Below are 12,753 nucleotides of genomic sequence, written 5' to 3'. Positions count from 1 at the left end.
ACTCATGGACGGATACGGCAGTCTTTTCGAACGCCTCAATGGCGATGCGGAACAGCGCAAGGGCAGAAGCCTCGAAGCTTCAGCCATGGCGTCTGTGGCTGCCCATCTGGCCAAAATGCTCAGCACCCGGGCCGGCAGCGTGCAAACGCTGTCCGACTACGGGTTGCCCGATCTCAATGACATGCGCCTGAGCCTGCACGACTCCCTGAGTCAGGCCCGTCTGGCCATCGAAAACTTCATCGAAGCCTACGAGCCACGCCTGAGCAACGTGCGTGTCATTTCCCTGCCGCGTGACCACGATCAACTGCGCCTGGCCTTCAGTATCGAAGGCCTGCTGGAAGTTGAAGGGTTCAAGCGTCAGGTCAGTTTTTCCGCGCGCCTGGATGGCAGCGGACAAGTGAAGGTCACCTAAGGAGATCCCCGATGTCTGGCAAACCTGCAGCACGCGTATCCGACCCCACCGCTTGCCCACTTCCTGGCCACGGTACCAACCCGATCGCCGCCGGTTCCGGCGACGTGTTCTTCGACGGCCTCGCGGCCGCCCGTGAAGGTGATGCCTCTGCGTGTGGTGGTGCGATGGTCGGCGATCTGGCCACGACGGTAAAAATCAACGGCAAGTCTGCTGTCACTGTTGATTCTGTGGGCTCCCACGGCAACAAGGTTACGGCTGGATCTTCGACGGTAATTATCGGGAATTCGCACTCTCCGGCGCCGTTTGTGCCGCCAGTTCCTTTGGAGATATTTGGATTCAATGTCCGCGTCCAACTAATGGACCCAGTATCTGGTCAGCCACTTAAAAATATGGCTTATACAGCCACTCTCGAAGATGGTTCGGAAATCCATGGTGTAACTGATGATGCGGGTTTTTCCAAGTCGTTAGGAACTAAGGGGAGCGTGCAGAACATCGAAATTTCAGCTAAGCCAAATTGGCTGGTCAGGGGAGAGTGAGATGCCTCAAGCTGTAAAAGTAGCAACTTTTGCGACGACACCCGCCAAGGATAAAACGCCGGTTCAAATTTATCTGGTGAGTGATCACGACTTCGTAATTCCAGTCGTATTTCCAGACTACAAGATTCATGTCGAAATGCTAGGGCTCAGTGGCGAGGTTCCGAATCTAGGGCATGCTGGTGTTTTGATTGTCAACGGTAAAACTGGAAAGACGATGTATGGAGAATATGGACGGTATCAAGGGGAGGAGGGCCCCCCTGGCGTCGTCAGGGTTCGCGCGGTGCCTGACGTTACGATTAAGGCAGGCGCGATTACTGAGCAGTCACTGAAGAAAACCTTGAGAAAAATGGCCGTAGCATTTGGACAGTCCGGCAATGTATCTGGGGTGGTGCTCCGCGGAGCTGCATATTCTGACGCCGAAACTTGGCTGAACAATAAATTGAAGGAAAACAAGGCTCTGGATAGGAAGCCCTACAACCTGACAGACCATAACTGCATGACCTTCGTTGCCGATTTAGTCGACAGTCTCAATCTCGGTGCACCGAGCAGACCTTATTTTGCCGTCATTCCTAAAGATTATATGGAAGATTTTCAGGCGGTTAAACCGGATCTGAATTACGTGTACAGCACTGACGCTCTGGAGATAAAAGATTGATTTGGGTGAAGCGTTTTCTAATGTTCATGGGTGCGCTTTCTTTTTTGGCATTATTTGTTGGAATATATTTTATGGATTTTTCAAAAGATAAGCCGCGTCTGTTGAGCGAGTACCCGAACGCTCATTGGCGCGGTGGAGCCGATGGCGGACAGTTTATAGAAATCACAAAGCCCGAACGGCCTTATTATTTTATCCAGATCCGAAATGATGATGGGTCATTATGGGATGAAGGCTGGCTGAAGTTTGGAGATGAGAATAGCGAGCCATTCACTGCTGACAATGTTCTGTTTTTTGAGGGTGAGGGCGCTATTTTTATTCAAGAGCGAAAAGTTCTTAGTTCCGATAAAGCGAAAGCGAAGTAACGACCTCCCATGAGTTCGCAAATCCGGGGGCCAAAAGCGTTTGCCTATCGCGATGGACAGCGTCCTGCCTTAGGTGTGTGCAAGTGATCACTCCGAGCCTGCACAGATTTCTGGTGGCCGCGCTCTGCGGACCGATGGTCTTGCTCGTGGTTCTAACGATCGTTGATTGGTTTGCGGGGTACTCGCAGGTCTCCAACTGGAAGCAGTTCCTGATGATCTACGTCCTTGGGTTCGGCATTCCGGCGTACTTCGTTTTTGCCACATGGGCAACGCGAGCGCTCAGCAAAGTAACTGAGCAAGAGATTCTGAAGAAGGTCTTGTGGGCGCCACTGATGTTCATCCCGTTTTATGCGACACCCTGGATTATCGGCGGGCTGGTTCTGTTGCTTTTGGGGGAGCTTTCCGGATTACCGATGATGTTCGCTTGGCTCGCTTTTTTACCGTACCTGCTCGTCGCAGGTTATTTCGTGTCCGGGCTGACAGTCGCGCTCTACAGGATATTTTTTTGATGAGTTCCACTACCAGGCAGGTAACCCGTGTCCTTTAACCACTACTACCAAAGCGAACTCACCGCACTGCGCCAACTCGGTCGCCGTTTCGCCGAGCGTAGTCCGGCGTTGGCACCGTATCTGGGGCAGGCCGGGCGGGATCCGGACGTGGAGCGGTTGCTCGAAGGCTTTGCGTTTCTGACTGGGCGTCTGCGCCAGAAGCTTGATGACGAGTTGCCGGAGCTCAGCCATTCGCTGATGCAATTGCTGTGGCCGAACTACATGCGCCCGCTGCCGGCGTTCAGCATTTTGCAGTTCGATCCGCTCAAGCGATCCGGGCCGGCGTTGCGGGTCGAGCGCGATACGCCGATTGAAAGCAAGCCGATCGAAGACGTGCGTTGCCGCTTCCGCACCTGCTACCCGACCGAAGTGTTGCCACTGGATCTGGCTGCGCTGAACTACTCGGTGAAGGGCGACGGCTCGCTGCTCAGCCTGCGTCTGGAAATGAGTGCCGACGGACACCTCGGTGAGCTGGAACTGAGCAAGCTGCGTTTGCACTTTGCCGGTGAGCGCTACATCAGCCAGATGCTCTACCTGAGCCTGCTGCGCAACCTCGAAGGCATCGAACTGATCCCGCTCGACGGTGCCGGCAAACCGATTGATGGCGTTAGCGGCAAGCCGATGGCGTTCAAAATTCCGGGTGATCGGGTCAAACCGGTGGGCTTTGCCGAAGAAGAAGCGTTGATCCCGTATCCGCTCAACACCTTCCGTGGCTATCGCTATCTCCAGGAATACTTCGCCTTCCAGGACAAGTTCCTGTTCGTCGACGTCAACGGTCTGGACATCCTCAATGCGCTGCCGGAAGACACGCTGAAGCAGATGCGCGGCCTTGAATTGCGCTTCGATATCCGCAAGAGCGGCATCATGCGCATGCGCCCGACGCTGGATAACGTGAAGCTGTTTTGCACGCCGATTGCCAACCTGTTCGCCCACGACGCGCTGCCGATCCGCCTCGACGGCAAGCAGGACGAATACCTGTTACTGCCGGCGGAATTCGATCTGGAAAACTGCGGCGTGTTCTCGGTGGAAACCGTGACTGGTTGGAAGCCCGGCGGCCTCGGTTATCAGGAATACGTGCCGTTCGAATCCTTCGAGCACGACCCGAGTTTCGACGTGCCCAACAGCCGTCCGCACTACAGCATTCGCCAGCGTTCTTCGCTGTTGCACGATGGCCTCGACACATACCTGAGCTTCGGCATCCGCCACACCGAAGCCCACGAAACCCTGTCGATCGAGCTGATCTGCACCAACCAGAACCTGCCGCGCAAGCTCAAGCTTGGCGACATCTGCATGGCCTGCGAAGAGACGCCGGAGTTCTTGAGTTTCCGCAACATTACCCCGGCCACGTCGAGCTTCGCGCCACCGCTGAACCGTGACTTCCTGTGGAAGCTGATCAGCAACATGTCGCTTAACTATCTGTCGCTGGCCGACGTCAATGCGTTGAAGGTGATTCTCGAAACCTACGACTTGCCGCGTTACTACGACCAGCACGCGGAGAAGGTCAGCAAACGCCTGCTCGGCGGCCTCAAGCACATCAAGCATCACCACGTCGACCGCTTGCACCGTGGCTTGCCGGTGCGTGGTTTGCGCACCGAACTGACCATCGACCCGGAAGGGTATATCGGCGAAGGCGACCTGTTCGTTTTCGCTTCGGTTCTTAACGAGTTTTTCGCGCTTTACGCCAGTCTCAATTCATTCCATGAGCTGCGCGTAAAAAGCACACAGGGAGAGGTGTACCAATGGACACCACGTATGGGCCTGCAGCCCCTGCTTTAAGCGGGCTGACCAAGGTAATACGCGAGTACTCGCTGTTTCAGGCCGTGCTGCTGGTGATCGACCGGCTGCGCGAAGCACACCCGCATCTGAGCGAAGACGATCTGTACGATCAGGTCGAGTTTCAGGCCAACCCGAGCCTGGGCTTTCCGCGCAGCGACGTCGATCGCGTCGAGTTCTTCGAAGAACACGGGCAGATGCGCGCGCGCATGCGTTTCAACCTGATCGGCCTGGTCGGTTCCGGCTCGCCGCTGCCGGCGTTCTACGGTGAACAAGCCCTGGGCGACAGCGAGGACGGCAACCCGACGCGCAATTTCCTCGACTTGTTCCACCATCGCCTGCAACGGCTGATGCTGCCGATCTGGCGCAAGTATCGCTATCGTGCGAGCTTCCAGAGCGGCGCGCTCGACCCGTTCTCGGCGCAGCTGTTTGCGCTGATCGGCCTGGGCGGCGACGAGATTCGCAAGGCCAAGGAACTCAACTGGAAACGCCTGCTGCCGTACCTCGGCTTGCTCAGCTTGCGGGCGCACTCGGCGGCGCTGATCGAAGCCGTGCTGCGTTACTACTTCAAGCACGAAGACCTGGTCATCGAGCAGTGCATCGAGCGCCGAGTGGAAATTCTCGAAGAGCAGCGCAATCGATTGGGCCGTGCCAACAGCCTGCTCGGTGAAGACCTGGTGCTCGGCGAACACGTGCGCGACCGCAGCGGCAAATTCCGCATTCACATCACCGAACTCGACTGGCAGCGATTCCATGAATTCCTGCCGATCGGTTTCGGTTACCAGCCGCTCTGCGCGCTGGTGCGGTTCACCTTGCGTGACCCGCTCGATTACGACATCCGCCTGGTTCTGCGCCAGGAAGAAATCCGCGAACTGCGCATCGGTGAGCAGAACGCCTGTCGCCTCGGTTGGACCAGCTGGCTGGGCCGCGAAAAAGCGGACGGCGTGGTGACCCTGGGCAGCAAAATTCATTAAGGACGTGAGCCATGATCAACGTAGACCTGCAACAACTCATCCAGGCGCTGGACGCCGAAACCCGTCGTGATCTGGAACGTTCCGCCGAGCGTTGCGTGGCCCGTGGCGGCAGCAAGATCCTCGTCGAAGATTTGATGCTCGGCCTGCTCGAGCGCCCGAATGGCTTGTTGTCGCGCGCACTGCAGGATGCAGACGTCGACGCCGGTGAACTCAGCGCCGCGCTGCAATCGCGCGTCGAACACAGCGCTTCGCGTAACCCGGTGTTCGCCCCGGAACTGGTGCAGTGGCTGCAAGACGCGCTGCTGGTGGCCAACCTCGAACTGGGCCAGACCCAGGTCGAAGACGCCGCGCTGATCCTTGCGCTGCTGCGCAATCCGATGCGCTACGCCGGCAGCCGCTATCAGCCGCTGCTCGCCAAGCTGAACATTGATCGCCTGAAGGAGTTTGCCCTGTCGCAAAAAGAGCAACCGGCGGCCAATGGCAAACCGGCCGCACAGGGCGAATCGCTGCTGCAGCGTTTCACCCACAACCTGACGCAACAGGCCCGCGACGGCAAACTCGACCCGGTGCTGTGCCGTGACGGCGCGATCCGGCAGATGGTCGACATCCTCGCCCGTCGCCGCAAGAACAACCCGATTGTGGTCGGTGAAGCTGGCGTGGGTAAAACCGCCATCGTCGAAGGTCTGGCGTCGCGCATCGCCGCCGGTGAAGTGCCGCAAGTGCTCAAAGGCGTTGAGCTGCTGTCGCTGGACATGGGCTTGCTGCAGGCCGGCGCCAGCGTCAAAGGTGAGTTCGAACGTCGCCTCAAAGGCGTGATCGACGAAGTCAAAGCCTCGCCGAAACCGATCATTCTGTTCATCGACGAAGCCCACACCCTGATCGGCGCGGGCGGCAATGCCGGCGGTTCCGATGCGGCCAACTTGTTGAAGCCGGCACTGGCCCGTGGCGAACTGCGCACCATCGCCGCGACCACCTGGGCTGAGTACAAGAAATACTTCGAGAAAGACCCGGCGCTGGCCCGTCGTTTCCAGCCGGTGCAACTGCACGAACCGACCGTCAGCGAAGCGGTGACCATCCTCCGTGGTCTGGCCCAGGTTTACGAGAAGAGCCACGGCATCTACCTGCGTGATGATGCGGTGGTTTCGGCGGCGGAATTGTCCGCACGTTATCTGGCTGGCCGGCAACTGCCGGACAAAGCTGTCGACGTTCTCGACACCGCTTGCGCTCGCGTACGCATCAGCCTCGCCGCCGCGCCGGAAAGCCTCGCGCGCCTGCGTGGCGAACTGGCTGAAGGTGGCCGTCAGCGTCAGGCCCGGCGCCGCGATGCCGAAGCCGGTCTGCTGATCGACCACGAGGCGCTGGATGCACTGGAAGCACGTCTCGACGAAGCCGAAGACGAAATGGTTGCGCTGGAAACCCTGTGGACTGAGCAGAAGCAACTGGCCGAGCGCCTGCTGGATCTGCGTCAGCAACTGGCCAAGGCTCGCGAAGCTGCGGCGGTCGAGCCAGTGGTCACCGTTGAAGAAGACGCCGAAGGCACCGTGATCGAAACCGTTGCCGCCGAAGTCGAAGAAGGCCAAAGCGTCGAAGCGCTCGAGGCGCAGCTCAACGAAACCCACAGCGCCCTGACTGCCGCTCAGGTCAAAGAGCGTCTGGTCAGTTTCGAAGTGTGCCCGCGTCTGGTTGCCGAAGTGATCAGCGCCTGGACCGGCGTGCCATTGGCGCAACTGGCCCGCGAACACAACGCCAAAGTCGCCAGTTTTGCCACCGACCTGCGCACGCGCATTCGCGGTCAGGAACAAGCCGTACACGCACTGGATCGCTCGATGCGCGCCACCGCTGCCGGCCTGAACAAACCTGATGCGCCAGTCGGCGTGTTCCTGCTGGTCGGCCCGAGCGGCGTGGGTAAAACCGAAACCGCACTGGCCCTGGCTGACTTGCTGTACGGCGGTGATCGTTTCATCACCACCATCAACATGTCCGAATTCCAGGAGAAGCACACCGTTTCCCGCCTGATCGGCGCGCCACCGGGCTACGTCGGTTACGGCGAGGGCGGCATGCTCACCGAAGCCGTGCGCCAGAAACCGTATTCGGTGGTGTTGCTCGATGAAGTCGAAAAGGCTGATCCGGACGTGCTCAACCTGTTCTACCAGATCTTCGACAAAGGCGTGGCCAACGACGGTGAAGGTCGCGAGATCGACTTCCGCAACACGTTGATCCTGATGACCTCGAACCTCGGTAGCGACAAGATCAGCGATCTCTGCGAGAACGGCGCACGCCCAACCGCTGAAGTCCTCGAAGAAACCATTCGCCCGGTCCTTAGCAAACACTTCAAACCGGCGCTGCTGGCGCGAATGAAAGTGGTGCCGTACTACCCGGTCGGCGGCCCGGTGCTGCGCGAACTGATCGAGATCAAACTCGGTCGTCTCGGCGAGCGCCTCAACCGTCGTCAGCTGGATTTCAGCTGGTGTCAGAACCTCGTCGATCACCTGTCCGAGCGTTGCACGCAAAGCGACAGCGGCGCGCGTCTGATCGACCATCTGCTCGATCAACACGTGCTGCCGCTGGTGGCGGATCGTTTGCTCGACGCCATGGCCACCGGCGAAAGCCTCAAGCGTGTACATGCCACGCTCGATGGTGAAGCCAGCGTGACGTGCGAGTTCGCCTGAGGTGGGTGTGATGTTCACTCAGGTCCCGCAGCCACTGGTCTATGCCGAAGCGTTGCTGGCGCAGTTCGCCAGTCTGTCGCGGGCGGCGGACGGTGCTGCGTTGCTGGGTGACTTTGTGCGCGGTCTGGCCGAGCTGAGCGGTTGCGAATTGACGCAGCTGTATTTGCTCGACGCCACCCACACCTGCCTGGGGATGAACGCCGAATGCCTCGACGGCGCCCTGCAACCGCGTGAAGCGGCGAGCCTGCCGGCGGATTACAACGGTGAACAACTGCTGCAGTTCGCCCTGTGCCAGAACCGCGTGGTGTGCCTCGACGACTTGAGCGGCAGCTTGCACGAAACCAGTTTTCTGCCGGCAGCGGCTTCGCCGTGGCAGTCGTTGCTGTGCGTGCCGCTGGTCAACCAGCACAAGGCAGTCGAAGGTCTGCTGCTGTGTGCCAGTCGTCGTCGCACCAACCTGCAAGGCTTTGCCGATTCCCTCGGCCAGCTCGGCTCGTTCGTGCTTGGCCAATTGCATTTGTTGCAACGCCTGCGTCAGCCGCTGGCGGAAACGGCCACGGTGGCGCGCAGCGTACCTAGCATCAGTGGCTACGGCTTGATCGGTAAAAGCGCGGCGATGCGCCAGACCCATTCGCTGATCAGCAAAGTGCTGCACAGCCCGTACACCGTGTTGCTGCGCGGTGAAACCGGCACTGGCAAGGAAGTCGTCGCCCGGGCGATTCACGATTGCGGCCCGCGTCGGTCTCAGGCGTTCATAGTGCAGAACTGCGCAGCGGTCCCGGAAAACCTGCTGGAAAGCGAGCTGTTCGGCTATCGCAAAGGTGCCTTCACCGGCGCCGACCGCGACCGTGCGGGTCTGTTTGATGCGGCCAATGGTGGCACGCTGTTGCTCGATGAAATCGGCGACATGCCGCTGTCGTTGCAAGCGAAGATTTTGCGCGTGTTGCAGGAAGGCGAGATCCGTCCGCTGGGTTCCAACGACACGCACAAGATCGACGTACGCATCATCGCTGCCACTCACCGCGATCTGTCGACTTTGGTCAGCGAAGGCAAATTCCGCGAGGACTTGTACTACCGCCTCGCGCAATTCCCGATCGAGTTGCCGGCGCTGCGTCAGCGCGAAGGCGACATCCTCGAACTGGCCCAGCATTTCGCCGACAAGACCTGCACGTATTTGCAGCGTGATCCGGTGCGCTGGTCGGATGCAGCGCTGGAGCATCTGGGCGGTTACACCTTCCCCGGCAACGTCCGCGAACTCAAGGCGTTGGTCGAACGTGCGGTGTTGCTGTGCGAAGGCGGCGAGTTGCTCGCCGAGCATTTTTCCCTGCGCCTGGAACCGATGCTGGAAGACAACAGCCACCTGAATCTGCGCGAACGCCTGGAGCAGGTCGAGCGCACCTTGCTGCTCGATTGCCTGCGCAAAAACGACGGCAACCAGACCCTCGCGGCCCGCGAACTGGGCTTGCCCCGGCGCACGCTGCTGTACCGGCTCGGTCGTCTGAACATCAATCTGGGGGATTTCGATGGCTAGGCAAACGCTCATCGATTTCACCTCAAAAATCAATTTCAGCGCCGCCCGCGAGGGTCGGCGCTTTGTGCTTTGTCTACACCTGGAGACCCTCTGATGTCTGTTCGTCACTGGCACGCTGTCCTGCTGACCCTCGTCGTTCTATGCGGCCTTGGCGGCTGTAGCGGCAATTACAAATTCAACGACAACGACTATCGCCCGTTGGGTGATCCGCAAGCGGTCAATCGCGGCAAGTGACCGCAAGGAGCATCAAACATGGAATTGGTTTTCGAAATGCTGAACACCAAGCAGTTCGTGCCCACCGAGTTGTGCCAGAAGACCTTTAAACAGGCCGGCGGCGTGATCGGGCGGGGCGAGGACTGCGACTGGATCATCCCTGACCGCAAGCGTCACCTGTCCAATCACCACGCGATTGTCAGCTACCGCGAAGGCACGTTCTTTCTGACCGACACCAGCAGCAACGGTGTGCAGGACGGTGACAGCGGCGCACGCCTGCACAAAGGCGAACCGGTGCGTATCGAGCACGGCAGCACCTACGTGCTCGGTGACTTCGAGATACGTGCACGTCTGGTACGCGACCCGGCGACTTTCGACGGTGAAGCCGGGCGTCCGCGCGCCGCGGGCAGCATCATCCCGGACGACGCGTTTCTCGATCTCGACCCGCTCAATGCCCTCGAACAGCAAGAGCGCGTGTACTCGGAAATCGACGAACTGCTGGCGCCGAACACCAAGCCGGAAGACTCCCGTCAACGCGCCGACTACGCGCGCATCGACATGGAAAGCCTGATGGTGCCGGAGCTGATCGCCGCGCCCGCCGAACCTGAGCCCGCTCCGGCACCGAAAGCCGTCGAGCGTCAAAGCGAAGGTTTCTGGGAGCACTTCGGTGCGGCGCTGGGTGTGGACGTCAAAGGCCTCAGCCACGACGAGCGCGAAGCCCTGGCCTTGAATGCTGCACGCTTGCTGCGCCAAAGCATCGGCGGTTTGCAGCAGAGCCTGCGCACCCGTTCGGAGCTGAAAAACGAACTGCGTCTGGCCCAGACCACCGTGCAAGGCACCAACAAGAATCCGCTGAAATTCGCCGTCGATCCGAGTGAAGCGCTGCAGATTCTGTTGCAGCCAAGCAAGCCCGGACATCTGCCGGCCGAGCAGGCGATCTCCCGTGCCTTCCGCGATCTGCAGGCGCATCAGGTTGCACTGCTGACCGCCAGCCGCGCCGCCGTGCGCGGCACCCTGGAGCACTTTTCGCCGGAGCAACTGACCCTGCGTTTCGAGCGCGACAGCAAGCCATTGATCGCCACGTCTGGCGGGCGCTGGAGAGCGTTCGGCCGTTATCACCAGGCGCTGCGTCAGGACGATGACTGGAGCGAGCGTCTGCTGGCCCGCGACTTCGCCCAGGCCTACGAAGAACAGATCCGCCTGATCTCCACCCTCCACACCGACCACCAAGGATGATGCGCATGTCTCGCCGCTCGACCGCTTTTTTCAAGACGCTGACTGCGCTCACCGTGCTGGTGTTGCTCGCCGGTTGCTCGTCGCTGTCGCCGTACTCGAAAGTAACCAAGATCAACCTGAAACTGACCGGCAGCGATCAGTTGAACCTCGACCTCAACGGCCGCCCATCGCCGGTGGTGGTGCGTCTGTTCGAGCTCAAGCACCCGGTGACCTTCGAGAACGCTGACTTCTTCAGCCTCTACGAGCGCGCCAAGGAATCCCTCAACCCGGATCTGGTGGCCAGTGAAGAACTCGAACTGCGCCCGGGCGAAACCGTGGAACTGAAACTCAAGGTGGAAGAGGGCAGCCTTTATGTCGGCGTTCTTGCCGCTTACCGCGACTTGCCGGAAACCCAATGGCGCCACACGGTGCAGATCACTCCGTTGGAAGTTACCGAAGTCGATCTGACTCTGGACCAGTCCGGCATCCGTAACACCAATCAAGTGCTCGCCAAGGCGGATGACTGACCATGAATACCCATAAAGTCATTTGGCAGGAAGGCATGCTGCTGCGTCCGCAGCACTTCCAGCACAACGATCGCTACTACGATCACCAGATGAAAACCCGCACGCAATTGCTGGGTGGCTACACCTGGGGTTTCCTCAATCTGGAGATCGACTTGCAGTTCCTCAACATGGGCAAACTGGTGATCAGTGAAGCCTCGGGGATTCTGCCGGACGGCAGCCTGTTCGAACTCGGTGGCAACACCGAGCCGCTGGCGCTGGACGTGCCACCGAACACCGGCAACACGCCGATCTATCTGGCGCTGCCGCTGGTCACCGGCAACCACATCGAGTCGCGCCGTCCGGAGCAGTCCGACGTGCTCGCGCGTTACACCGCGTACGACGCCGAAGTGGCCGACTCCAACGCCGGCGACGATTCTGCCAGCCAGGTCAGCTGCGGTCGTCCGGACTTCAAACTGTTGCTCGGCGAGCAGCAGAGCGATCAGGCCTACGTGAAGCTGAAGATCTGCGACGTGCTCGACACCACGCCCGACGGCGTGATCAGCCTCGATCCGGATTTCGTCCCGACCTACATTCAGGCCCACGCCTCCAGCTATCTGCTGTCGTGCCTGAAAGAAGTCATCAGCATGCTCAGCCACCGGGGCGACACCATTGCCGAACGGATTCGCTCCAACGGCAAGGTTGGCGGCGCGGAAGTCGGCGACTTCATGATGCTGCAACTGATCAACCGCACCGAACTGCTGCTGCGCCACTACCTCGGGCTGGAGCAGGTGCACCCGGAAGAGTTGTACCGCACGCTGCTGACCATGCTCGGCGATCTGGCGACCTTCTCCGGCGAGAGCAAACGTCCGCGTCTGGACAGCCGCTACTCCCACGCCGATCAGGGCGGCAGCTTCCGCAAACTGATGGAAGCGATTCGTCAGGTACTGTCGATGGTGCTCGAACAGCACGCCATCGAACTGATCCTGCAAGCGCGTCAGTACGGCATCATCGTGTCGCCGTTGCACGACCACAAACTGCTCGGCTCGGCCTCGTTCGTGCTGGCAGCGAGTGCCAACTGCGACTCCGAAGAACTGCGCCATCGCTTGCCGGCGCACCTCAAGGTCGGCCCGGTGGAGCGTATCCGCCAACTGGTCAACCTGCACTTGCCGGGGATCAAGGTCAAACCGTTGCCGGTGGCCCCACGGCAGATCGCGTTCCATTCGAACAAAACCTATTTCATCCTCGAACTCAGTTCCGAAGACCTGGCACAACTCGAGCGCTCCGGCGGTTTCGCGTTCCACGTGTCCGGCGAATTTGCCGAGCTTGAACTGAAATTCTGGGCCATCAGGAACTGACCGA

The 12,753-nt window shown here is 59.7% G+C and carries 13 protein-coding genes; all 13 read left to right on the top strand.

What is annotated here, in order from left to right; all coding sequences use genetic code 11:
• Positions 1-4 precede the first annotated feature (4 nt).
• Positions 5-412 carry a type VI secretion system baseplate subunit TssE gene (gene tssE / locus AK821_RS10515; protein ID WP_064389595.1) on the top strand — a complete coding sequence of 136 codons (408 nt, stop codon included), beginning with the start codon at positions 5-7 and terminating at the stop codon, positions 410-412.
• 11 nt (positions 413-423) lie between these two features.
• Positions 424-948: a PAAR domain-containing protein gene (locus AK821_RS10510; RefSeq protein WP_064389594.1), complete on the top strand. Its 525-nt coding sequence runs from the start codon at positions 424-426 to the stop codon at positions 946-948.
• A gap of 1 nt (position 949) precedes the next feature.
• Positions 950-1,603, top strand: a complete 654-nt coding sequence (locus AK821_RS10505) for a hypothetical protein (RefSeq protein WP_064389593.1) — start codon at positions 950-952, stop codon at positions 1,601-1,603.
• Between the two features lie 5 nt (positions 1,604-1,608).
• Entirely contained in the window at positions 1,609-1,965 is a 357-nt protein-coding gene (locus AK821_RS10500) for a hypothetical protein (protein ID WP_236708304.1), read from the top strand.
• Positions 1,966-2,048: 83 nt separating this feature from the next.
• Positions 2,049-2,474 carry a hypothetical protein gene (locus tag AK821_RS10495; protein WP_236708303.1) on the top strand — a complete coding sequence of 142 codons (426 nt, stop codon included), beginning with the start codon at positions 2,049-2,051 and terminating at the stop codon, positions 2,472-2,474.
• 27 nt (positions 2,475-2,501) lie between these two features.
• The gene (gene tssF / locus AK821_RS10490; RefSeq protein ID WP_064389591.1) at positions 2,502-4,289 is read left to right on the top strand and encodes a type VI secretion system baseplate subunit TssF; all 1,788 of its coding nucleotides are present in this window, start codon (positions 2,502-2,504) and stop codon (positions 4,287-4,289) included.
• Positions 4,253-5,260 (top strand): type VI secretion system baseplate subunit TssG, encoded by a 1,008-nt coding sequence (gene tssG / locus AK821_RS10485; protein ID WP_064389590.1) that lies wholly within the window; start codon positions 4,253-4,255, stop codon positions 5,258-5,260. Before tssF ends, tssG begins: the two co-directional genes overlap by 37 nt.
• An 11-nt stretch (positions 5,261-5,271) precedes the next feature.
• Entirely contained in the window at positions 5,272-7,929 is a 2,658-nt protein-coding gene (tssH, locus tag AK821_RS10480; RefSeq protein WP_064389589.1) for a type VI secretion system ATPase TssH, read from the top strand.
• A gap of 10 nt (positions 7,930-7,939) precedes the next feature.
• Positions 7,940-9,460, top strand: a complete 1,521-nt coding sequence (locus AK821_RS10475) for a sigma-54 interaction domain-containing protein (RefSeq protein ID WP_064389588.1) — start codon at positions 7,940-7,942, stop codon at positions 9,458-9,460.
• A 93-nt stretch (positions 9,461-9,553) separates the two neighbouring features.
• Positions 9,554-9,694: a hypothetical protein gene (locus tag AK821_RS10470; protein ID WP_003229566.1), complete on the top strand. Its 141-nt coding sequence runs from the start codon at positions 9,554-9,556 to the stop codon at positions 9,692-9,694.
• Positions 9,695-9,712: 18 nt separating this feature from the next.
• Complete coding sequence (gene tagH / locus AK821_RS10465; protein WP_064389587.1) at positions 9,713-10,909, top strand: type VI secretion system-associated FHA domain protein TagH; 1,197 nt, start codon at positions 9,713-9,715, stop codon at positions 10,907-10,909.
• A gap of 5 nt (positions 10,910-10,914) precedes the next feature.
• On the top strand, positions 10,915-11,415 hold the full coding sequence (tssJ, locus tag AK821_RS10460) for a type VI secretion system lipoprotein TssJ (protein WP_064389586.1): 501 nt from the start codon (positions 10,915-10,917) through the stop codon (positions 11,413-11,415).
• Positions 11,416-11,417: 2 nt separating this feature from the next.
• Positions 11,418-12,749, top strand: a complete 1,332-nt coding sequence (tssK, locus tag AK821_RS10455; RefSeq protein WP_064389585.1) for a type VI secretion system baseplate subunit TssK — start codon at positions 11,418-11,420, stop codon at positions 12,747-12,749.
• Positions 12,750-12,753 lie beyond the last annotated feature (4 nt).

Source organism: Pseudomonas sp. RIT-PI-r, from assembly GCF_001297015.1.
Classification (GTDB): domain Bacteria; phylum Pseudomonadota; class Gammaproteobacteria; order Pseudomonadales; family Pseudomonadaceae; genus Aquipseudomonas.
This window is presented reverse-complemented; position numbering and strand designations above follow the sequence as displayed.

Excerpts from the sequence above, each read along its gene's own strand:
- tssE (WP_064389595.1), top strand. The coding sequence starts at position 5 with ATGGACGGATACGGCAGTCTTTTCGAACGCCTCAATGGCGATGCGGAA.
- AK821_RS10510 (WP_064389594.1), top strand. The coding sequence starts at position 424 with ATGTCTGGCAAACCTGCAGCACGCGTATCCGACCCCACCGCTTGCCCA.
- AK821_RS10505 (WP_064389593.1), top strand. The coding sequence starts at position 950 with ATGCCTCAAGCTGTAAAAGTAGCAACTTTTGCGACGACACCCGCCAAG.
- tssG (WP_064389590.1), top strand. The coding sequence starts at position 4,253 with ATGGACACCACGTATGGGCCTGCAGCCCCTGCTTTAAGCGGGCTGACC.
- tssH (WP_064389589.1), top strand. The coding sequence starts at position 5,272 with ATGATCAACGTAGACCTGCAACAACTCATCCAGGCGCTGGACGCCGAA.
- AK821_RS10475 (WP_064389588.1), top strand. The coding sequence starts at position 7,940 with ATGTTCACTCAGGTCCCGCAGCCACTGGTCTATGCCGAAGCGTTGCTG.
- AK821_RS10470 (WP_003229566.1), top strand. The coding sequence starts at position 9,554 with ATGTCTGTTCGTCACTGGCACGCTGTCCTGCTGACCCTCGTCGTTCTA.
- tagH (WP_064389587.1), top strand. The coding sequence starts at position 9,713 with ATGGAATTGGTTTTCGAAATGCTGAACACCAAGCAGTTCGTGCCCACC.
- tssJ (WP_064389586.1), top strand. The coding sequence starts at position 10,915 with ATGTCTCGCCGCTCGACCGCTTTTTTCAAGACGCTGACTGCGCTCACC.
- tssK (WP_064389585.1), top strand. The coding sequence starts at position 11,418 with ATGAATACCCATAAAGTCATTTGGCAGGAAGGCATGCTGCTGCGTCCG.